Origin of the sequence: Paenibacillus riograndensis SBR5 (genome assembly GCF_000981585.1) — a bacterium.
GTDB classification, from domain to species: domain Bacteria; phylum Bacillota; class Bacilli; order Paenibacillales; family Paenibacillaceae; genus Paenibacillus_AQ; species Paenibacillus_AQ riograndensis.
The window spans coordinates 2419108-2440351 of sequence record NZ_LN831776.1; the positions used below are offsets into that span (position 1 = coordinate 2419108).

Sequence of the window (21244 nt, forward strand, 5' to 3'; positions counted from 1 at the left end):
TATTTTTGCTAATGTTAATTTTGATTGAATAAAATTAGATTTAATAGTGAAAATATAGATGAGTTTATATCACTGATACTTATGCTGATAAGTAGTCCTCGCGAGCTACGAAAGAGAGCCAGATACAATCATGTTCCGGCTCTCTATTTTTGGGGATTTAGCGTCTATTAGATACTCGGTGTACTAATTTGTGTACTTTCGGAAAGTTCGATTAAAATGCTAGAGCCGCAAGGTTATACACCCTTGCGGCTCTAGCATTTTAATAATCGAGACGACAGGATTTGAACCTGCGACCTCTTGCTCCCGAAGCAAGCGCTCTACCAAGCTGAGCCACGTCTCGTCAGTACGGGTTCACCCGTTGTTAACCGCAGAAGGGTTCTAAACAATCCACATTATACGCCTGTAAGGAAGCGCTGTAAATAATCTTTTTATGTGCGGTTTGTCTGCCCGAGATTGACAGATATAGGGGCGCTGGCTATACTTGAAATGTTAAAATGCAAATCGGACAACACATTGATGAAATGGAGTACGCCGGAGAATGGCTTGATCAGAGAAGAGGTTCCTTTGCGGCAGTTGCCGCAATGGCTGTGAGAACCTTGAAGACAGGCCGGCGGAAAGCTGATTTCGGAGTGCGGGGAAATCCCGCCGGGGGCGCCCGTTAACAGCCGCACAAGGCGATCGTCTGTTTCATCTCCGTAACATCACGGATCATGGCGATAACCAGGGTGGTACCGCGATAATCATCGTCCCTGAATTTATTCAGGGGCGTTTTTGTGTTTTCAATAACTATAAGACAGGGGTTGTACATGATGAAAGCAAGTGAAATCCGTTCCAAATGGCTGCAGTTTTTTGAGAGCAAAGGCCACCGCATCGAGCCGAGCGCATCGCTCGTGCCGCATAATGACCCGTCGCTGCTGTGGATCAACGCCGGGATGGCGCCGCTGAAGGCTTATTTTGACGGGCGGGAAATTCCGGAGAATCCGCGGCTGACCAACTCGCAGAAATGCATACGTACCAATGATATCGAGAATGTCGGCAAAACGCGCCGCCACCATACGTTTTTTGAGATGCTGGGCAACTTCTCCATCGGCGACTACTTCAAAGAAGAAGCGATTACCTGGGCTTGGGAATTTCTGACCGGCAAGGAATGGATCGGCTTTGATCCGAACCGTATTTCCGTAACGGTATATGCCGAGGATGAAGAAGCGTTCAAGCTGTGGAATGAAAAAGTCGGACTGCCTGCCGAGCGCATTATCAAGCTGGGCGACGACAACTTCTGGGATATCGGCGAAGGCCCCTGCGGCCCTTGCTCGGAAATCTTCTATGACCGCGGCGAAGCCTACGGCAGCGACTTATCCGATCCGGAAATGTATCCGGGCGGGGAAAATGAACGCTGGCTCGAAGTGTGGAACCTCGTATTCTCGCAGTTCAACCACAACAAAGACGGCAGTTATACGCCGCTTCCGAACAAGAACATTGATACCGGTGCCGGTCTGGAGCGCTTCGCATCCATTCTGCAGGATGTGGACTCTAACTTTGACACCGATCTGTTCCAGCCGATTATTCAGAAGACCGCGAAGCTTGCCGGTGTCACCTATAAGGACAATCTGGAGCAGGATATTGCGCTGAAGGTCATTGCCGACCACATCCGTACGGTAACGTTCGCCGTGGGTGACGGTGTGCTTCCTTCCAATGAAGGCCGCGGCTATATTATCCGCCGTCTGCTCCGCCGCGCAGTGCGCTACGGCAAGACGCTGGGTCTGGACCGTCCATTCCTGTTCGGCCTTACCGAAACCGTAGGCGAAGTGATGGGGGTCTACTACCCGTCCGTAGTCGAGAACCGCGAATACATCGCCAAAATCATCCGCACGGAAGAAGAGCGTTTCCACGAAACGCTGTCCGACGGTTTGGCGATTCTGGGCGAAATCAGCGCCAAGGCTAAGGCTGACGGGCGGAGTGCCATCGCCGGTGCAGACGCGTTCAAGCTGTACGACACCTACGGCTTCCCGTTTGACCTCACCGAGGATTTTGCTTCCGAGCAAGGCCTTACCGTGGACCGGGAAGGCTTCGACGCTGCAATGCAGGAGCAGCGCGACCGTGCCAGAGCCGCCCGCCAGGACGGCGGCAGCATGAAGGTTCAAGGCGGACCGCTGGCTGAGCTGACGGTTAAAAGTGAATTTGTTGGATATAATGACACCGTAGCAGAGTCTAAAATATTGGCTATTGTGGTAGACGGGGAACTGGCGGAAACCGCAGGCGAAGGTACCGACTGCCAGGTTATTCTCGAATCAACGCCATTCTATGCCGAAAGCGGCGGCCAGGTCAGCGATACCGGCCTTCTGACCGGAGGTTCGGTCACGGCCAAGGTAACCGGGCTGTTCAAGGCTCCGCATGGCCAGCATGTTCACCTGGTCACTGTGGAAGCCGGTGAGCTGAGAGTGGGCGACAGCGTCCGTGCTGAAGTGAACCGTGAGCAGCGCGAAGACATTGTGAAGAATCACACGGCAACACACCTGCTGCACAAAGCGCTCAAAGAAGTGCTCGGCGGTCATGTGAATCAAGCCGGTTCTTTAGTAGAAGGCGCACGTCTGCGTTTTGACTTCTCGCATTTCGGAGCCATTACGCCGGAAGAGCTGAGCGACATCGAGCACCGGGTAAATGCGCAAATCTGGCGCGGCCTGGATGTGGTCATTGAGAACAAGCCGATTGACGAAGCCAAAGCTATGGGGGCGATGGCACTTTTCGGTGAGAAATACGGCAATATCGTCCGCGTGGTTCAGGTAGGCGATTACAGCCTGGAGCTGTGCGGTGGTATCCATGTCTTGAACACCTCACAGATCGGTATCTTCAAGCTGGTCAGCGAGAGCGGCATTGGTTCCGGTGTACGCCGGATCGAAGCGGTCACCGGACGTTATGCGTACCAGTTCACCGAAAGCCAGCTGGATCTGCTGAAGCAATCGGCAGGACTGCTGAAATCTTCATTAAACGATGTACCGAAGCGGATTGAAGCCCTGCATGCCCAGGTGCGTGAACTGTCACGCGAAAATGAATCCCTGCAGTCCATGCTGAGCGCTACCTTTGCAGCCGAGCTAACCAGCAGTGTGAAAACAGTAGGCAGCGGAACACAACTGCTCGCGGTTGCCGTTCAAGCCGGCAATATGGACGCACTGCGCTCCACGGCCGATGAACTGAAATCCAAGCTGCCGGATGCCGTGCTGGTGCTGGGCGCAGCTATGGACGACAAAGTCAACTTTGTCGTATCGGTTCCGCAGAGCCTCGTCCAAAAAGGCTTCCACGCCGGCAAGCTGGTGAAGGAAATCGCCGCAGTATGCGGCGGCGGGGGCGGCGGACGTCCGGATATGGCGCAAGCCGGAGGCAAGGACGCTTCCAAGCTGGGCGAAGCCCTTGTGAAGGCAGAAGAGCTTGTAGCCGCATTGGCTTAAAGCTGCTGAAGCAGGCTTCTGAGGCTGCTGCATAACACCAGGAATTACGGGGTTTTGCAGCTTTGGATCAAGGGATGAAGACGACGGGAGTTGCAGGTTTGCCGCAGCGGTACTGAGGGTGATTTCTCGGTACCGCTGCTTTGTTCAGGAGAAGCGGGGAAATGTATATTTTTTGGTAATATTCACTTTCAGCGATAATCTGCAATAGCTTAAAAACCAAAAAAATCACTAATTTTGTAGACGAAATGCCAAAAAAAGCGTTATCACAGTTGTGGGATTTCCTGGTTGGGCTATGAATATGTTATGATGAGGGCAGCAAGTCAGCTGTACAGCAGCAACTTTGCGAAGCCGCCCAAGAAGCGGGTGATTTTGCAGAAGGAAGGTGTCACAAATGGACTCCATGGACAAAACGGTCAAATTCAATGTGAAGGGCGATGAGAAGGAAGCTTCTTCCGAGGAAATCCTGCTCGCAGTATACGATGCGCTGGTGGAGAAGGAATATCATCCCATCAATCAGATCGTAGGGTATCTTATTTCCGGAGATCCGGCTTATATTCCGCGCCATAACAATGCGAGAAGTTTGGTCCGGAGAAAAGAACGTGATGAGCTGATTGAGGAACTGGTTCGATTCTACCTCGTCAATCACCGGGTGGATAATCCGAAATGATGAAGATGCTGGGTCTGGATTACGGCGACCGTAGAATCGGAGTCGCCACAAGCGATATTTTCGGCTGGACGGCGCAAGCTCTGGAGACGATTGAACGGCGCGGCAACGGCAATGAGTTTGAGCGTATCCGCGAACTGGTCAAGGAGCATGAGATTGGAGAGATTGTGGTCGGCCTTCCGAAGAATATGAACGGCTCAGTAGGACCCCGTGGTGAGATCTGTATCGAATTTGCCGATCAGCTGCGGGAAGAGCTCAAAATGCCCGTACACCTTTGGGATGAGCGTCTGACGACGGTATCCGCCGAACGGATGCTGATTGAAGGGGACGTCAGCCGGAAGAAACGCAAAGGGATTGTGGACAAAATGGCCGCAGCCCTGATTTTGCAAAATTTTTTGGATGCTAACAGTAAAAGGTGAGGGGTGTGTTGGATTGACAAACGAGCAGATTGGCCAAGAAGAAGAACCGGAAATTATCTATATTCCCGACGAGGAAGGTAATGAAGAGGAATTTGAGGTCATTATGAAGTTTGAAGTTGACGGTTCGGATGCCAAGTATATGATGGTGGTTCCGCTGGATTCCGAGGATGAAGAGAGCGATGAAGTGTACGCGTTCCGTTATGAAGAAGACGGTGACGATCTTCAGCTCTTTATGATCGAGAATGACGAGGAATGGGCGATTGTTGAGGAGACCTTCAATACATTGGTGGATGAGCTGGACGGAGGAGCGGGGAATGACTGATTTTTCCGCCGATCAGGTGGTTTGGACTTCCAAACTGAAAGAAGCATATGGAGAAACAGTAGAACTGGAAGACGAGCAGGGCAAATCTTCCATTTACGATATTATTGCCGAGTTTGAAGTCGGCAGCCGCGCGTATGCGGTGCTGGCCGGTTCCGGGAAAGGTGCCGAACAGGAGATTCTGCGGATTGTGGTGTCTCCTGACGGGCTTCCTGAGCTGGAGAGTATCGTGGATGACGAGGAATGGGAAGATGTCTCCGAATTGTACGACGAGCTGACTTTTCCCGCTGACGAGAGCGATTAAGCTGGAGCTGGATAGGCTTTTATCAAAGTTTGGCACGGAAGAGGGCGGGATTTTTCCGCGCTCTTTTTGCTTGTAAAGCGTATGTCCGCAAAATATATGTTGAATTTGAGACAATACAATTTTATACTTTATAGTCGGAAAGTGAGGAGTGACATTTGAAAGCCGCAATCCGTACTGTGCTCATTATCATCCTATTGCTGGCAGCATTGGGGGGAGGGGGAGCCTGGTACGTCTGGAATGGCATGCAGCCCGCGAAGCCGGGTCAACCGGTAACGTTTACGATAGAGAAGGGGATGGGCAGCTCGGAAATTGCTGATCTGCTCGAAGACAACGGCATTATACGCAAAGGGCTGTTTTTTAAAGGCTACCTGAAATGGGTCAAGGAAGGCTCCAGCTTCAAGGCCGGCACGTATACCGCTGCTCCCGGGGATACCTATGATGCACTTATTGCCCGTCTGAATGCAGGGGACGTGGTGAAGAAGGCTACAGTGGTCTTTACGATTCCTGAAGGATATACCGCCAGGCAGATTGCCGACAAGCTTGCTGTCGCCTGGAATCAGAAGCCTGAAGTATTCCTGAAAATAATAGATTCGGGGGCGGGGCTTGAAGCCGTAAGCAGGCTGGGGATTCCTGAGAACAGCCAGCTGCGCCACCGCCTGGAGGGCTACTTGTTCCCGGAAACGTATGAGCTGGTGAAGGAGAGCACCCCGGAGCAGGTTGTTGAAGCGATGCTGGAGCAGCTTGAGAAGAAGCTGGACTCGGTCGGGGGCTGGCAGGCCAAGCTCAAGGAACGCGGACTCTCCCTGCATGAGCTGCTGACGGTGGCTTCGCTTGTGGAGCGGGAGGTTGTAGTGGACCGTGAGCGTCCGATTGTGGCCGGTGTGATCTATAACAGGCTGGATAAAGGGCAGAAGCTGGAGATCGACGCAACTGTCCAGTACCTCCTGGATAAGCAGAAGGAGCGGCTGTATGAGAAGGATCTGAAGGTAGACAGCCCTTATAATACGTATAAAAATGAAGGTCTCCCGCCGGGGCCGATCAGCAGCCCCGGACTTGCTTCCATCAAGGCTGCGCTTGAGCCGAAAGCTTCGGATTATTATTTCTACGTGACGAAAAAGGACGGCTCACAAGGCCATTTATTCGGCAAAACCTACAAGGAACATTTAGCCAATATCAAAAAAAGTGAACAAAATTAGCTGGTAACCCATTAAAATAGAGTGTGATACGGTTATAACATAACCGTGAAGTAGGAGGATGCAACATGAATAACAAACCGGAGCTGCTGGCGACAGCGGCTTCCTTGGAAGAAGCGGCTGTGCTGCTGAAGGCCGGGGCCGATGCGCTGCTGATTGGCGATGACCGCTTTGGCATGCGGCTGGCAGGCCACTTCTCGCTGGAAGATACTGCGGAGGCCGTTAAGCTGGCTCATGAGCAGGGATGCAAGGTCTATGCAAGCCTCGGTGGCCTGATGCCGAACCGCCTGCTGGACGAGCTTCCCGCTTATGTAAAAGCGATTGGGGAGCTGGGTGTAGACGGCGTTGAATTCGGCGATCCGGCAGTGCTTGCCGCCGTAAAGAGGGAAGCCCCGCTGTTGAAGCTGCATTGGAACGCGGAAATGACCTCAACCAACTACGCTACAGCCAATTACTGGGGCCGCAAGGGCGCTTCGCGGGTCGTTCTGGCCCGTGAGCTGAACATGGACGAAATGACGGAAATGGTGCCGCTGCTGGAAGTTGAAGCCCAGGTGCAGGTCCATGGCATGACGAATATTTATCACTCCAAGCGCAAGCTGGTCGCAAGCTATATGTCTCATCAGGGCCGTCCGAGCGATGGTGGAAGCTTGGGCAAGGAGCGCGGCCTGTTCCTGATCGAGGCAGAGCGCCCGAATGAAAAGTTCCCGATCTATGAGGATGAGAACGGCACGCATATTATGAGTTCCGATGATATCTGCATCCTGGAGGATCTGCATTTTCTGCTGAAGGCCGGTGTGCACAGCCTGAAGATTGAAGGGCTGCTGAAGCCGGTTGCCTACAACGCAGCCGTCGTCAAGGCTTACCGTCATGCGATTGACCTCTATGCGGCTGACCCGGAGGGCTATGCCTTCCAGGAGAGCTGGATGGATGGCATCCGTGCGCTGCAGGACCCTGAGCGCGAGCTGTCCTTTGGCTTCTTTTATAAGGAGCAGGTGTATTAAAATATAAATAAGCAATGACTCAGCTTTTTTAAAATAGATTGAGAAGTTTACATTAAAGGTGCAGCAGCGGCCGGAAGTCCAAACATTCCCCGCAGCTGCGTGCAACACCTAAATGCAGAGCATTCAAGCTTTTTATGAGCTGAGACAATGGAGGGGAGAACAGGAATGGGAACCATGACCAAGCCGCAATTCAAGGGCAAACGTTACCGTCTGGACAAACCGGAGCTCCTTGCTCCGGCGGGTAATCTGGAGAAATTGAAATTCGCCGTGCATTATGGTGCGGATGCAGTATATATTGGAGGACAGAAATACGGCCTGCGCTCGGGAGCGGATAATTTCAGCTTCGAGGAAATGCGCGAGGGCGTGGAGTTTGCCAAAAAATACGGCGCCAAGGTTTTTGTCGCCACGAATATTTATGCCCACAATGAAGATATCGCCGGGATTGAAGAATACCTGCGCAATCTCTATGAAGTGGGGATCGCCGCCATTATCGTGGCCGATCCGGTCATAGTGGATACCGCCCGCCGGCTGGTGCCGGGCCTTGAGGTGCATCTGAGCACCCAGCAGTCCACACTCAACTGGCAGGCAGTGTCTTTCTGGAAGGAAGAAGGGCTGCCGCGCGTGGTCCTTGGCCGTGAAACGAGCCTGGAGGAAATCGCTGAAATTAAGCAGCATGTCGATATCGAAATCGAAAGCTTCATCCATGGAGCGATGTGCTCCTCCTACTCCGGCCGCTGTGTGCTGTCCAACCACTTCACGGACCGCGATTCGAACCGCGGCGGCTGCTGCCAGTCCTGCCGCTGGAAATACGACCTGTTCGAAGATGCCCGGCCTGAAGGCACATGGGTATCCGAAGAAGACCAGGCCCAGGCGCAGCAGCCGCCACTGCCGCTGCAGCCGGGAGTCACCCAGCTTCCGCTGCATCAGCCGGAGGATAATCCATTCTCGATGGGCTCGAAGGACCTGTGCATGCTGGAGAGTATCCCGGAGCTGATCGAAGCCGGCATTGACAGCTTCAAGATTGAAGGGCGGATGAAGTCCATCCACTATGTCGCAACAGTCGTCAACGCTTACCGCAAAGCGATAGATGCTTATATGGCCGACCCGGAAGGGTATGTGCTGAAGCCCGAATGGCTGGAAGAGCTGCAGAAAGCGGCGAACCGCCCGCTGAATACAGGGTTTTTCTATGATACGCCGGATCACGAGGATCATATTTATGAGCCTGAGGAAAAGGCGGCCCCTTATGACTTTGCCGGACTGGTGCTGGAGTATGATGCTGCTGGCGGAACCGCGCTTATTCAGCAGCGCAACCACTTCAAGCCGGGACAGGAAGTGGAGTTCTTTGGTCCTGACAACACGTTCTTCAAGCAGACGGTAGGCGAAATTTGGGATGAGGAAGGCCAGCCGCTGGATGCGGCCCGCCATCCGCTGCAGCGGGTGCGCATGAAGGTGGACCAGCCGGTTGCCTATTTCGACATGATGCGCAAGAAAAAATAGTGCTTTTTACGTTCGTTACAGGAGTGCACCTCTGAGAGGAGGGGCACTCCTTTTTGCATATAGAATAAAATGGGAAATCGCTAAAATATATAAAGAATCTGTGGTAATTTCTAAAGAAATCTAAGTAATTATACCCAGTCTGCCGATATAAAGAAGAGCGAACGCTTACATATGTCTTTTAATCTAACTGGCAGGTGATTATAATGGTTGCTCCTAAACGGGACAGCAATGGGGAAGAGAAGAAAGAGAGAAGGATGAAATTGACAAAGAAAAATAAAACCAGCAAGAAACCGCCGTCAAACGTCCAGAAATCTGAGGCAAACCAGGCAGATGTAGGACAGGCAGCAGTTAAGGAAGCGGCTTCAGCCAATGGAAAAGGGTCTGCCTTGTCCTTCAAGGGCGTGCTGCATGGCTCGGTTCGTCAGGTTAAGAGAGTGAATCCGAATAAGTCGGTTGGGGTGAAGCTGTTCCTGATCTTTTTATCCTCAATTGTAGTAGTTGTACTGGCTCTAGGGCTGTTGTCCTATAATAAGGCTAAAAACACGATTAAAGAAAATGTGTCGGAAGCGAACCGACAGACCATTATTCAGACCTCGGAGAAGCTTGATATTACGCTCAAACAATATGAGAGCCTGGCGATGCAGCTCTTTTTTGATCCGCAAATGCAGAATAATCTGACAGACCTGGTGTCTGCATCGTCAAGTTATGATAAATTCGTGGCTACGGATGCGATCAGTAAGAAACTTTCCAGCCAAACGACTACGGATTCTAATATCGTTGCGATTACTCTGGTTCCAACATCCGCAGATTACGATATCGTTTCAAGCGGAAGCTCCGGCATGAAGCTGGACAACGTCAGAGACCAGGAATGGTACAAGACAGCGGTTGCGAATGCTGAAAACTACCAGAGCTACTATTCGAAAGAAGCCAAATCCGCACAGAATTATTGGTTCCCTACGGCTGTAGCAGGAGACAACGGGAAAAATTTTGCGATGGTCAGATCGCTTAAAAATCTCGGAGCCAATTCAGGTTATGTCATTATGCTTGAGCTGAAGAATTCCCTGCTGGAGGAAGCTTTTGAGAGTGTTACCCTTGGTGATGGTTCCCGGATCCAGCTTGTTTCTCCGGACGGGACGGTAGTTGCTTCGTCCAATCCTGAAGAGGATGGCAAAGCATCAGAGCTTGGGTTTATCAAGGAGAGCAAAATTAACAATAAGAGCCAGGATGCCAAAGATGCCAACGGAGAAGATGTTCTGGCGGTCTACAGTCCCATGGTCAAAGCGGATTGGAAGCTGGCAGGCATTGTTCCTACCGGTGAGCTGGTGAAGGCGGCTACTCCAATCCTGTTCACCACCTTCCTGGCTGCCATAGCTGCAGCGGTGCTGGCCGTTCTGGTCGGGTTTGTGATGGTGCGGATGATCGCCCGGCCGCTGGCCCGATTGAAGGATCTGATGGTCGAAGGCGCAAAGGGCGACCTGAGCGTACGTACCGAATATGTATCCAAGGATGAGATCGGTGAATTGTCTGCTTCCTTTAATACGATGATGGAGCGGATCACGGAGCTCGTTGCCCAGACAACGGATACGGCCCGTGAGGTGCTGGAAACTGCAGGCGAGCTTGGCGATGCTTCCCGCAAGACAGCAATCTCCGCGAAGGAAATCGCTGCAGCGACCGAAGAGATTGCCGGCGGTGCAGGAAGTCTGGCTCAGGAGGCCGAGCGCGGCAATGAGCTTACCGACCTGATTGGAACTCAGATGCAGAGCGTAATCGCCGCAAATGCCGAGATGGACGAAGCCGCACGCGGCGTGGGAGAAGCCAGCGGCCAAGGGGCGAAGCAGCTCGAAGAGCTGCTGACGCAGACCAGCCGCACCGGAGAGATGACCACTGCGCTGGTGGACCGGGTCAATAATCTGAAAGAAACGGTATCCTCGGTCATTAAGGTGCTGGACGTGATGAAGAACATCACGCAGCAGACGAACATCCTGTCGCTGAATGCCACGATAGAGGCAGCAAGAGCTGGTGAAGCGGGACGCGGATTTATGGTCGTTGCCGATGAGGTCCGCCAATTGGCCGACCAGTCCAAACAGTCCATTGCCGTTGTAGCCGGAATTACCGATAAGATTATTACTGAAATGAATGAGACAGTGGCTGTATTGTCTGAGGTTGCACCGCTCTTTAAGCAGCAGATGAACTCGGTGAAGAGCACCAGCGAGATCTTTGTATCCGTACAAGGTCAAATGGATGATTTCATTTCCAGCCTGGAGTCGGTTACCGGAGCTATCGACAGCCTGAATCATTCCCAGGGTGTCTTGTCCGATGCCATGAGCAATGTTAGCGCGGTGGCACAGCAATCTTCAGCCACCTCGGAAGAGGTTGCTTCCTTGAGCAATGAACAGCAGAATGTGAGTGACCAGCTCGTTGCACTGTCCGGCAAACTGGAAGGCGCCTCGACCCAACTCAAAGACAAGCTGTCACTGTTTACGATCAAATAGAAGTCAAGGAGTCCGGAACTCTTGTCCTGAAGCGCCCCGCAGCCAGCAACTGGCAGCGGGGCGCTTTTGGATAACAGGATCGCCATATGTGCTGAAGCAAATTCCTTGTACATCGGCAGACTAACAAGTATAATTATTTTGTTAGGTAATTGTTATGTTCTGCGGAAAAGTTAGGTTAATGCTGAAACGAGGAGAAGGACCCAATGAAAGCAAAACGCAGTCACAGCTGGTGGTCCTACATCGGAGACATGGCCATGGAACGCAAGCTGCTCCTGGTCTTTCTGATTATTATTACGCTTCCGCTTTCAGTCATCAGTGTGATCAGCTTCAAAAGCTACTCCGAATCGATACAGGCGAACACCGTAGCCTATTCGGAAAAGCTGATTGATCAGATGATGGATTCCATTGATGACTATATAGAGGATATGAAACGGATTTCGTCCATGCCGGCATATGTTAACGATATCAAGCAGAACCTGATCCGCTCGAACCGCTATTATGAACAAAAGCAGATGATGGATAGCAAGGGAGGCAGCACCCCCGTGGCTCCGGGGGACTTCGATCTGCTGCTGTCCATTCAGCGGGGCATTGAAGGCAATATTTCTTTTATTAACAATATTAAGCGGGGCACCAACTCCGTGTATATTTTTGACGGGTACGGCAACGGATATTATTCTGCCAAAGACGGCGGTGTCCGGCTGGACCTGGAGCAGAGCTACAAGTTCTGGAGCGGGCAGTCGAGGGATTCCAGCGGCGAGGCGCTGCTCTTTGGCACTCAGGCGTACACAAGCAATCTGCAGAGCACCCGTTATGCCTTTACTGTGGTCCGCAAAATTGTCGACGGGCTGTGGAATCCGATCGGACTTATCGCAGTCGAAGCCAACATCAGCAATCTGGAAAATCAAGTGGCTGAGCTGGATACCGTAACCCATGGCAAATCAATCATTGTGGATGAGGGCGGCAAAGTGATTTATGACAGCGGCCGGAAGCTCCTGACCACCGATATTTCCCGCACGAGCCTGTTCCGGCAGGCTGTGGGCAATGCCGGAAGCTTTTATGATACCGTATCCGGCAAGGAACAGCTTAATATTTATTCAAGCTCTGCCAAGACCAACTGGAAGGTCATCATATCTATTCCTGTGGATGAGCTGACCCGCGGGGTGAAGCTTACCCGCAATGCGACCTTTGCCGCAACCCTGATTATTATTGTGCTGGCGCTGATCATTTCGATCATCCTGTCCTTTGCCCTGACGAAGCCGCTGACCCAAATGATCCAGCTGATGAAAAGGGTACAGAACGGCGACCTGGATGTGACTTTCCGCGTCAGACGCCGGGATGAGATCGGACTGCTGGGCCATCAGTTCAACCGGATGCTTGCCCGCATCCGGCAGCTGATTCAGGATATCTACCGGATTGAAGAGCAGAAGAAGGAAGCGGAGCTGCAGGCGCTGCAGAGCCAGATCAATCCGCATTTTATTTACAACACACTGGAGTCTATCCGTATGACCGCTGAGATCAATGATGACGTGGAGGCTGCCGATATGGTTTCCATTCTGGGCAAGCTCCTGCGTTACAGCACCAGTGATTTGTCCGGGACTACAACCATGAAGCAGGAGCTGCTGTATGTCCGCAATTATGTTGAACTGCTGGGCTGCCGCTATCCCGGAAGGTTTGTCCTGGATATCGATGTTCCTGCGGCGCTGGACAACTACTCCATGATTAAGCTGGTTTTTCAGCCGATTATTGAGAATGCGGCCTATCACGGACTGGATGACACGAAACCCCGGATGCATTTGAGCATCGCATGCGAAGTCACAGAGCAGAAGCTTCTGTTCCATATCCGCGACGATGGCTGCGGAATGGAGCAGGCCACGCTGGACAAGCTGAATGACAGCCTGAAGCATGAGATGCCTCCGAAGAAGAGCATCAATGGGGGGATAGGCATGAAAAATGTGCATCAGCGGATACAGCTTCACTATGGGGCGGCCTATGGCATTGAGGTCTTCAGCAGGCCTGGCGAGGGGACGGATGTTATTTTGTCCCTGCCCCTGCAGGTCCAGAGCGCTATGGATTGAAGGGAAGAGAATAAGGAGGAATCCGCTTGAAACGGATGAAGTTACGTTGGCCCATGCTTACCATCCTGGTGCTGCTCCTGATGTCGGCCGGTTGTGACAGCCGCAGCAATAATCAGGTTTTGCCTTCGCCGCTTCCCGGCACCGGCGCGAGCCCGTCCGGATTGTCCGGGACCATCGTGATGCTGACGAACCGGATTGATCTGATTGAGGATGGGACTTTCAAAAGCTATGCCGATGAGTTCACGAAGAAATATCCGGAAGCCCATGTGGAATTCGAAGGTCTGTCCAACTATGCCACCGACATACTGGTCCGCCTGTCCACCAAGGATGCCGGAGATGTGCTGCTGCTTCCGGTGAATCTGCCGGCAAAGGAGCTTAAGCTTTTTTTTGAACCGCTGACCCCAGAATTGGCTGCACAGGAGAAATTTACGACCTTCAACATCTATGACGGCAAAAGATACGGGCTGTCGACAGGCTCGACTACCAGCGGTATCGTCTACAACAAGCAGGCTTTTAAAAAAGCGGGGATTGAGCGGGTGCCGCAGACACTCGATGAATTCTACGCAGCCAGTGCCAAGCTGAAGCAGGCAGGCATCATCCCGCTGTACATGAATTACGGTGCCGTCTGGCCCCTGCGGGAATGGGGCAACAATCTTGTAAATTATATGACGGGCAATCCGGATTATCTGAACAACATGGTGCAGGAGAACAATCCCTGGAAGATTGACAATGAATGGGGCCAGGCCATTGCGATCGCCCGGACAATGGTTGCCAAAGGGTACGTGGAGGACCAGCTCTTCTCCAACAATTGGGAGATTTCCAAAACCAAGCTGGCCCAAGGGGAAGCGGGGATGTACCTGCAGGGGAACTGGACAATCCGCCAGATTCTTGACGCCGGTGCGAAGTCCGAGGATATCGGCTTCTTCCCGTTTCCTTATGATAACAAGCCTACCCACTACGCAGCGCTGAATCCGGATTGGTTCATAGGGGTCAGCAAATTCAGCAAGAATAAGGAGCTGGCCATGGCTTGGGTGGAGTATTTTTTGAAAAAAACCTCCTATACAGCAAATTTCCTCCCCTCTGACAGCTCGGAAGAGCCAGCCTTGCCGCAATACAGCGAGTTTCTCTCCTATCATCCCAAGCTGGTTGAGGCTACTGTACAGACGGATGCTTTTATCGACATGGCGAACCGGGCGAAGCTGTCGTTCTGGTCGGGCGATTATATTCAGGAGCTGCTCGCCGCGCCGGATTTGCAGAAATCTTTTGACGAATTAAATGAGAAATGGAAGGAAGCGCGGGAGGGACAGCAGGCTTCTTCCGTGCCGCAGGCGTCTGCCGTGCAATCAAGATAAATTCTGGAGGTATGTATAGTGGCAAAAAAAGTGACCATGCAAAAAATCGCCGACCATCTCGGCGTCTCCAAGTTTGTTGTCTCCAAATCACTCTCCGGCAAAGGAGGCGTCAACGAAACCACCCGGGAGCGGGTCATTCAGGCTGCATCGCAGCTGGGATATTTCACGCAGAAAAATGCTTATGTGCAAAATGTTAAACGCCCGTCCCCGGCAGGTGGCAGTGACCGCAACAAGCAGTCGGTGCTTGTGCTGATGCCGAATATCCGGTCGCAGACCCAGGATTCCCTCTATTGGGGCAAAATCGTCGACGGCATTGCGCTGGCGCTCGATCAGGTGGGTCTGGGGATGGTGATTGTCTCGGAGCACCGTGCTGATAATTTTATCAATATTCTTAATCCTAGCGGGCTGCTCGGTCTGGTAGGGGTGGGGCAGATTTCCACTTCCCTCCTGCTGGAGGTTCACCGCATCGGGCTGCCGATGGTGCTCATTGACCATGAGGACCCGCTGATTCCCAGCGATACCGTGTTCGCCAACAATATCGACTCCATGACCCGGCTGAGCAACCATCTGATGGGCATCGGGCATACGTTGCTTCATTTTATCGGCAATATCCGCTACTCGCGCAGCTTCCGTGACCGCTGGATCGGCTTCCGCAGTGCGCTGGAGGAAAATGATATGAAAACTCCGGCTGGCGATGATGAGATGCTGGTGCTGGAGGGGATGGAGGATGGCACGTTCCGTGACGATTTTAGGCTCTGGCTGGCCAAACGCAAAAAAGCCAAAACCATTCCCAGCGCACTCGTTTGTGCCAACGACTCCACGGCGCTCATCGTCTGTGAAGTGCTGAGGGAAGAAGGCGTAGCCATCCCCGCTGACATTTCGGTAACGGGCTTTGACAATATTGAGGATGCCATGCGGGGGATTCCGCCGCTCACTACCGTGCATGTACCGAAGGAGGCAATGGGCCGTACCGCTGTGGAGAAGCTGATGAACCGGATTCAGAATCCGTCTGCGCCGCTGGAGAAGATTCTGATCGCCGCCGATATTGTTCACCGGGATTCGGTGGCGGGACCGGGGAAGTAGCAGGGGGGTGGAAGTTCAAGGGAAAGAACTAAAGGAGGACGGATAGTTTTGAGTTATGAGGTACATATCACCCGGGCGGATCATTGGAGCAATAGTGCGGAAAAACCGATTACTTTGAAAGATGCCCAAAACTATTTCGCGACAAAAACTGATTTTGAGTACAGGCCTGAACTTTTGCAGCAGACCCCTTTTGGAAGTATGGCTATGGGCGGGGATTTTTTCATCTGGAAAAGTGAGGGCATGAAAGTACCGTTCCGTTATCAAGAGGGACGAATTACCGTTTCTGGAGCAGATGATTTCGCAATCGGCAGGATGAAGGAAGCGGCGCATGAGCTGAAAGCTATCGTTCAGGGCGACGAAGGAGAGATTTACTGATTTAGCCTTTAAGATTATGGGAGCCGGATAGCCGATCTGCTGCAGAAAGTGCAATTGAAACGTCCGGTTTTGCTGCTTCTGCCGCCGCAAACCGGATAGGTGTATTCTGTGCAATTAAAAAATGGAATAATACTGTATTTTATACGTTAATTGCATTGCGTACACTTAAAATGGGCGAAGGGATTACTTTAGCAGAAATTTTATTCATTTAGATGTACAGAATACAACTAACTCAGTTCTAACCCTAAAAATGAACTCTTTAGTTGTATGAAATGCAGTTATAGCTTCTGACTCCCATAAAAAGGTGGCCCCCGTGGAATTCCACAGGGGCCGCCTTTTACTACTTCTTACTCTCCTATAAAAGAACTTGAGAAATCAACATTAAGGGTGAAGTAACGGAGGGGAAGTTTGGAACTGGAGGAGCAATAGCGTCCGCCTTTGTATTCAGATGTTATCCGGTAAGCGGTATAATCAAAAACATCTGAATACAACAGCGGCCGGAAGTCCAAACATTCCCCGCAGCTACGCCAACATCCAAATGCTTCCCCCTCAAGTTCACTCCACAACTACTTCAACTGCAAATTCCTGTCGATTAGAGCAATCCGCTGCTGCACGCAAGCATAGGAGCGAAGCGGGTCTTCCGGGGTGTTAAGGACATAATCCAGCATCTGGTCAACCGTTGTGGTGGCGACATGGATACGGGTGTCGGACGATGCGTAATAGATGTAAATGTCTCCGTTGTCGCGCGCGATCACGCCGTTGCAGAAGACAACGTTGGATACATCGCCGACGCGCTCTTCACCGTCCGGAGCGATGAAGTGTCCGCCTGGCGTGTGCGTGACCTTGTTAGGCTCCTCCAGATCGGACAGGAAGGCATACAGCACATAGCGCAGTCCGGCAGCGGTGTTGCGGACGCCGTGGGCGATGTGCAGCCAGCCGCGAGGCGTTTTGATAGGGGCCGGACCCTGGCCGTTCTTCACTTCTTTGATTGTATGGTAATAGCGCTGGTCCATGATGGTCTCGCTGGTAATTACAGCATTTTCGATCGTGTCGGATAATCCCCAGCCGATGCCGCCGCCGGAACCGGCGTCGATGAAGCCATCCTGCGGCCGGGTATAGAAGGCATATTTGCCGTCTACAAACTCAGGGTGCAGCACGACGTTGCGCTGCTGCGCGGACCCCGTCTTCAGGTCAGCGAGGCGTTCCCAGGTCTTCAGATCCTTGGTGCGGGTAATACCGCACTGGGCTACTGCGCTGGACAGGTCGCCATGCGGGGCATCCGGGTCTTTGCGTTCGGTGCAGAACAGGCCGTAGATCCAGCCGTCGGCATGCTTCACGAGGCGCATGTCATACACGTTGATGTCCGGGTCCTCCGTTTCGGGAAGCACTACAGGATGATCCCAGAAACGGAAGCCATCCACACCGCTGTCGCTCTCGGCAACGGCAAAGAAGGATTTGCGGTCATTGCCTTCTACCCGGGCCACAATATAGAACTTGCCGTCCAGTTCAATGGCACCAGGGTTGAAGATGCCGTTAACCCCGATTCTTTCCGCGAAATAAGGGTTGGTCTCCGGATTGAAGTCGTAGCGCCAGATCAGCGGCGCATGCTCAGCAGTGAGCAGCGGATATTGGTAGCGGTCGTAGATGCCGTTGCCGTAGGGAACCTTCTCATTTTTGCGCCCGATCAGCGCCTCATAGCGTTCAGTCAGCTTCTGTTTGCGTTCTTGAAAGATTGTAGTCATTATTTTGTCTCCTTTATGGTGGGATGTAGGGTAAGCCGCCCGATCATTTCGAAGCAGGCTCTGCTGTTATGGTAAGGGCATTTCCAGGCGCTGACCTTGGGCTCGCGGGCCAGTGGCTGTAGCGCTTCATCAACGCCCCAGTACCATTCGCCAAGCTTGTGGTCAACGATATATCGGTCAGTAAAAATCCAGGCGTTCTCCGCAGCTTCCAGGAACCGTGTCTCATGGGTCAGCTGATAGGCGTTGTAAAAGCCGACAACGGCTTCGGCCTGCGGCCACCAGTCTCTGGACTTGTCGATGTGACCGCTGCCGTCCGCTTCATTCCAGATTCCGCCGTCTTCCGCAATGCCCTCCGCCAGCACGGCTTCAGCCATAGAGACGGCTACCTTGCGTACGCGCTGCAGCAGTGCTTCATCTCCAAGCACCTCAGCAGCTTCAACCAGCAGCCAGCTGCCTTCGATGTCGTGGCCATAAGAGATGCTCTGCGATTTCACATGCCACTCTTCGTCCAGGAACAGGTAGAAATGCTTGCCGTCTGCATCGATAATATGATCCAGCATGGTTTCGATCAGCTCCGCCAGCTTGCTTTTGAGCTCTTCCGATTTCCAGACCCGGTACAGGCCGGTGTAGCCTTCCAGCACATGCAGATGAGTATTCATGGATTTTTTCTCGTTCATGTCCTTGGAGCTGAGACTCAGGTTATCCGTCACCTGCCATTCACGCGACAGGGCTTCAATGTAACCTTTATAAATAGGATCATAGCCGTGTTTCTCTACAATATGGAACAGGTCAACCGCTTGCTGCAAGGCATCGGCGCGTCCGGTAGCGTGGTAAAACTCGGCCAGTGCATAGATGGCAAAAGCCTGGCCATAGATTTGCTTTTTCGGTTGGGAAGGAACTCCGCGGGCGTCTACCATCCAGAACAATCCGCCGTATTCGGTATCTGTGAAGTGCTGCATGAGATAGTCGTAGGCGCGTTCAGCCATAGCCAAGTATTCTGAAGTGCCATATAACCGGTAAGCGCTCGCAAAGGTCCAGAGGATCCGCGCATTCAGCACAAGGCTTTTCTCCGCGTCTGCTATGACATTCATCTGGTTGTCGATCTCACCGGCAAAGCCGCCATGCGCTTCGTCCAGCGTGTGCTCCATCCAAAAGCCCAGGATATTATTCTTCAGCTCATTCTCCAGCTGTCTCCGCCATTCCTCAGTTGAAATTTTCATTTTGCTTGTTCACTCCTTTATATTACTTATGAGTCTTGGAGCTGTAATACTCTTTGATGATATGTGCTGCGGATTTGCCATACATGCAGTAATCATCATTCTCCGCCGCCTCTTCAAGCGGGTAGAGCTGTGCCGGCCAATCCCAGAGCATGAAGCCCCGGACCCATTCCCGGCGCTCACAGCTGTGGAACATCGCCTCGTAATAGCGTTTCTGTTCGTCCTCGCTCGGTTCGCCTTTCAGGGACCAGTCATTCGGAATCGCGGCACTGCCGGTCCGGCTCGGACAGCCGGCTTCCATGAAGAAAAAGGGCTTATTATGCTGCTTCACTACGCCCTCAATCCGGTCAAGCTGTGCCTCCCAATCCTGCCCGGGGTAGTAGCCGCTGGAGGAAATGACATCAAGGGCATCCCACCAGGTCACATTGTCCTCTTGATACTTGTCGCAATTATAGGTAAGGATTCCGTGGTACACCTTGCGGACTTCGGCAATCAAGGCCCGCCACTGCGCTGCGCGTCTGTCGGACATGACCAGTTCGCAGCCGATGCAGAACATTTCGCAACCGCTTTCTTCGGCAATCGCGGCAAAATGCAGAATAAAAGCAGTGTAGGAGCTGAACCAATCCGACCATTTGGGCTCGCACGGAACATCTTTGTCGAAGAAGTTGATGTGGGCGCGCCAAGTGCCGTCTGCGCAGTTCACAATCGGTTTCAGGCATACCTTCAGGCCAAGTGACTTTGCTGTGCGGATCGCCCATAGGACCTCATCATCGGTAACCGTGGGTTCCTCCCAATAAGGAATTTCTGTGGATTGCGGAGTGGCCTGGATCGCACTGAAGGCGATAGCGGTCCAGTTCGCTCCAGTCACGGATTGCATAAGCTCCATTGAAGTCTTGGCCGCATCGTTAGCCCAGGTTCCGCGTCTGCCCATGAACCCCCAGGTAACGCCTCCGACATATTCATTCTGCAGTGACATCTCAGCTACCTCGCTTAATTAGAATAGTAGGAATTAGGCCTCGAAACATTTAGTTATTTTGTTATATTGTTATTATTATTTTGTTATTTAATAATAACAATATACAATTAAGTTATAACCTTTTTTAGGCATGATTTCAAGCAGAAAATGGGGCAAAGTAAACTGAGGACTATAAAAGTACAATAGAGTACATATGCTAATAAGAAAATGAAGCTTATAATTGATAATGACAGCGCAATCATTTGTAGCTTTAACGAAACTGGAGGCGATTTGCTGGTGATCAGGGTCATGATTGCGGACGATGAGGAAGTGATTCGCCGTGGGCTTGAGAAAATTACTTCCAGAATGGATTTGGAAGTTCAGGTTATCGGTTCCTATGGCAACGGACTGGAGGCCTGGAATCATCTCCGGGAGCTCAGCCAGGACGATATAGACCTGCTTATTACAGACATCAAGATGCCGAGAATGGACGGTTTTAAGCTGATTGAAGAGGTAAGAGGGCATTTGAAGCAGCTTCCCATAGCCGTGCTGAGCGGATTCAGTGAATTTGAATATGCCCGCCGGGCCATGCGGCATGGTGTGCTCGATTACTTGCTTAAGCCCATTGAGAAGGCGCAGCTGTACGATTTGCTGAAAAGTGTGGAGGAGAATAAGAAGCTGCGGCCGGTGGCAGCGGAGCCTGAAGAAGCGCCCCACCAGGCCGGTGAGGGCGGGGAGCACTACGTGGTTGAGCAGACCAAGAGCATCCTGGAGAAGGAGTATGGCCAGAACTTTGAGCTTGAACGGCTGGCTGAGACGGTCGGAATGAATGCCAGCTATATCAGCAGGCTGTTCAAATATAAGACAGGCCAGACGATAACAGACTACCTGATCGGCATCCGCATCGCCAAGGCCAAGGAGCTTCTGATCGGACAGCCCGATCTGAAAAATTACGAAATTGCCGAAAGGGTCGGCTACAGCGATCCGGTCTACTTCAACAAGCTGTTCAAAAAAATGTGCGGCATGACGCCGAAGGATTATAAGAGCCGCTGCAGATAAAAGGATGAGCTTGCCAGCAGGCAATCTGCTAAAAATACAAACAGAGGCGCGTCC

At 52.2% G+C, this 21244-nt stretch carries 18 protein-coding genes and 1 tRNA gene; 15 read left to right on the forward strand and 4 right to left on the reverse strand.

Translation table 11 applies throughout. The annotated features are described in order from the left end of the window. Window positions 1–266: 266 nt before the first annotated feature. A tRNA-Pro gene (locus PRIO_RS09790) sits at window positions 267–340 on the reverse strand. Window positions 341–494: 154 nt separating this feature from the next. On the opposite strand from PRIO_RS09790, the gene PRIO_RS35995 reads away from it, so the two are divergent. From PRIO_RS35995 to PRIO_RS09855, 14 genes are all read left to right on the forward strand, one after another. Continuing rightward, on the forward strand, window positions 495–662 hold the full coding sequence (locus PRIO_RS35995) for a hypothetical protein (protein WP_020428252.1): 168 nt from the start codon (window positions 495–497) through the stop codon (window positions 660–662). A 147-nt stretch (window positions 663–809) separates the two neighbouring features. Continuing rightward, window positions 810–3443: an alanine--tRNA ligase gene (gene alaS, locus PRIO_RS09795; RefSeq protein ID WP_020428253.1), complete on the forward strand. Its 2634-nt coding sequence runs from the start codon at window positions 810–812 to the stop codon at window positions 3441–3443. Window positions 3444–3834: 391 nt separating this feature from the next. After that, on the forward strand, window positions 3835–4110 hold the full coding sequence (locus PRIO_RS09800; RefSeq protein ID WP_020428254.1) for an IreB family regulatory phosphoprotein: 276 nt from the start codon (window positions 3835–3837) through the stop codon (window positions 4108–4110). Next, the gene (ruvX, locus tag PRIO_RS09805) at window positions 4110–4526 is read left to right on the forward strand and encodes a Holliday junction resolvase RuvX (protein WP_039788023.1); all 417 of its coding nucleotides are present in this window, start codon (window positions 4110–4112) and stop codon (window positions 4524–4526) included. The genes PRIO_RS09800 and ruvX overlap by 1 nt, the downstream gene beginning before the upstream one ends. Before the next feature lie 13 nt (window positions 4527–4539). Next, on the forward strand, window positions 4540–4848 hold the full coding sequence (locus PRIO_RS09810; RefSeq protein WP_019912423.1) for a DUF1292 domain-containing protein: 309 nt from the start codon (window positions 4540–4542) through the stop codon (window positions 4846–4848). Then, window positions 4841–5149 carry a DUF1292 domain-containing protein gene (locus PRIO_RS09815; RefSeq protein ID WP_020428256.1) on the forward strand — a complete coding sequence of 103 codons (309 nt, stop codon included), beginning with the start codon at window positions 4841–4843 and terminating at the stop codon, window positions 5147–5149. The genes PRIO_RS09810 and PRIO_RS09815 overlap by 8 nt, the downstream gene beginning before the upstream one ends. Window positions 5150–5304: 155 nt before the next feature. Next, window positions 5305–6345, forward strand: coding sequence for an endolytic transglycosylase MltG (gene mltG, locus PRIO_RS09820; protein ID WP_020428257.1), 1041 nt, complete (start codon window positions 5305–5307; stop codon window positions 6343–6345). 65 nt (window positions 6346–6410) lie between these two features. Continuing rightward, window positions 6411–7343 carry a peptidase U32 family protein gene (locus PRIO_RS09825; RefSeq protein WP_020428258.1) on the forward strand — a complete coding sequence of 311 codons (933 nt, stop codon included), beginning with the start codon at window positions 6411–6413 and terminating at the stop codon, window positions 7341–7343. 165 nt (window positions 7344–7508) lie between these two features. Beyond that, window positions 7509–8840: a peptidase U32 family protein gene (locus tag PRIO_RS09830; protein ID WP_046502118.1), complete on the forward strand. Its 1332-nt coding sequence runs from the start codon at window positions 7509–7511 to the stop codon at window positions 8838–8840. A gap of 254 nt (window positions 8841–9094) precedes the next feature. Continuing rightward, window positions 9095–11332: a methyl-accepting chemotaxis protein gene (locus PRIO_RS09835; RefSeq protein ID WP_039788027.1), complete on the forward strand. Its 2238-nt coding sequence runs from the start codon at window positions 9095–9097 to the stop codon at window positions 11330–11332. 203 nt (window positions 11333–11535) lie between these two features. Continuing rightward, complete coding sequence (locus PRIO_RS09840) at window positions 11536–13407, forward strand: sensor histidine kinase (protein WP_020428261.1); 1872 nt, start codon at window positions 11536–11538, stop codon at window positions 13405–13407. 35 nt (window positions 13408–13442) lie between these two features. Then, a complete protein-coding gene (locus PRIO_RS09845; RefSeq protein WP_039788030.1) occupies window positions 13443–14759 on the forward strand; it encodes an ABC transporter substrate-binding protein in 1317 nt (438 codons plus the stop codon). A gap of 18 nt (window positions 14760–14777) precedes the next feature. Then, on the forward strand, window positions 14778–15842 hold the full coding sequence (locus tag PRIO_RS09850) for a LacI family DNA-binding transcriptional regulator (protein WP_020428263.1): 1065 nt from the start codon (window positions 14778–14780) through the stop codon (window positions 15840–15842). A gap of 48 nt (window positions 15843–15890) precedes the next feature. After that, window positions 15891–16217, forward strand: coding sequence for a hypothetical protein (locus PRIO_RS09855; protein WP_020428264.1), 327 nt, complete (start codon window positions 15891–15893; stop codon window positions 16215–16217). 566 nt (window positions 16218–16783) lie between these two features. Here PRIO_RS09855 and PRIO_RS09860 read toward each other — a convergent pair. Genes PRIO_RS09860 through PRIO_RS09870 form a run of 3 tightly spaced genes read right to left on the reverse strand, consistent with a single transcriptional unit; the run spans window position 16784 to window position 20152 of the window. Beyond that, window positions 16784–17959, reverse strand: coding sequence for a glycoside hydrolase family 130 protein (locus tag PRIO_RS09860; RefSeq protein ID WP_020428265.1), 1176 nt, complete (start codon window positions 17957–17959; stop codon window positions 16784–16786). Beyond that, window positions 17959–19179: an AGE family epimerase/isomerase gene (locus PRIO_RS09865; RefSeq protein ID WP_046502125.1), complete on the reverse strand. Its 1221-nt coding sequence runs from the start codon at window positions 19177–19179 to the stop codon at window positions 17959–17961. The genes PRIO_RS09860 and PRIO_RS09865 overlap by 1 nt, the downstream gene beginning before the upstream one ends. Window positions 19180–19201: 22 nt before the next feature. Further along, a complete protein-coding gene (locus PRIO_RS09870; protein ID WP_020428267.1) occupies window positions 19202–20152 on the reverse strand; it encodes a glycoside hydrolase family 113 in 951 nt (316 codons plus the stop codon). 207 nt (window positions 20153–20359) lie between these two features. Here PRIO_RS09870 and PRIO_RS09875 point away from each other — a divergent pair, with 207 nt between their 5' ends. Continuing rightward, window positions 20360–21190 carry a response regulator transcription factor gene (locus PRIO_RS09875; protein ID WP_231869853.1) on the forward strand — a complete coding sequence of 277 codons (831 nt, stop codon included), beginning with the start codon at window positions 20360–20362 and terminating at the stop codon, window positions 21188–21190. Window positions 21191–21244: the final 54 nt, after the last annotated feature.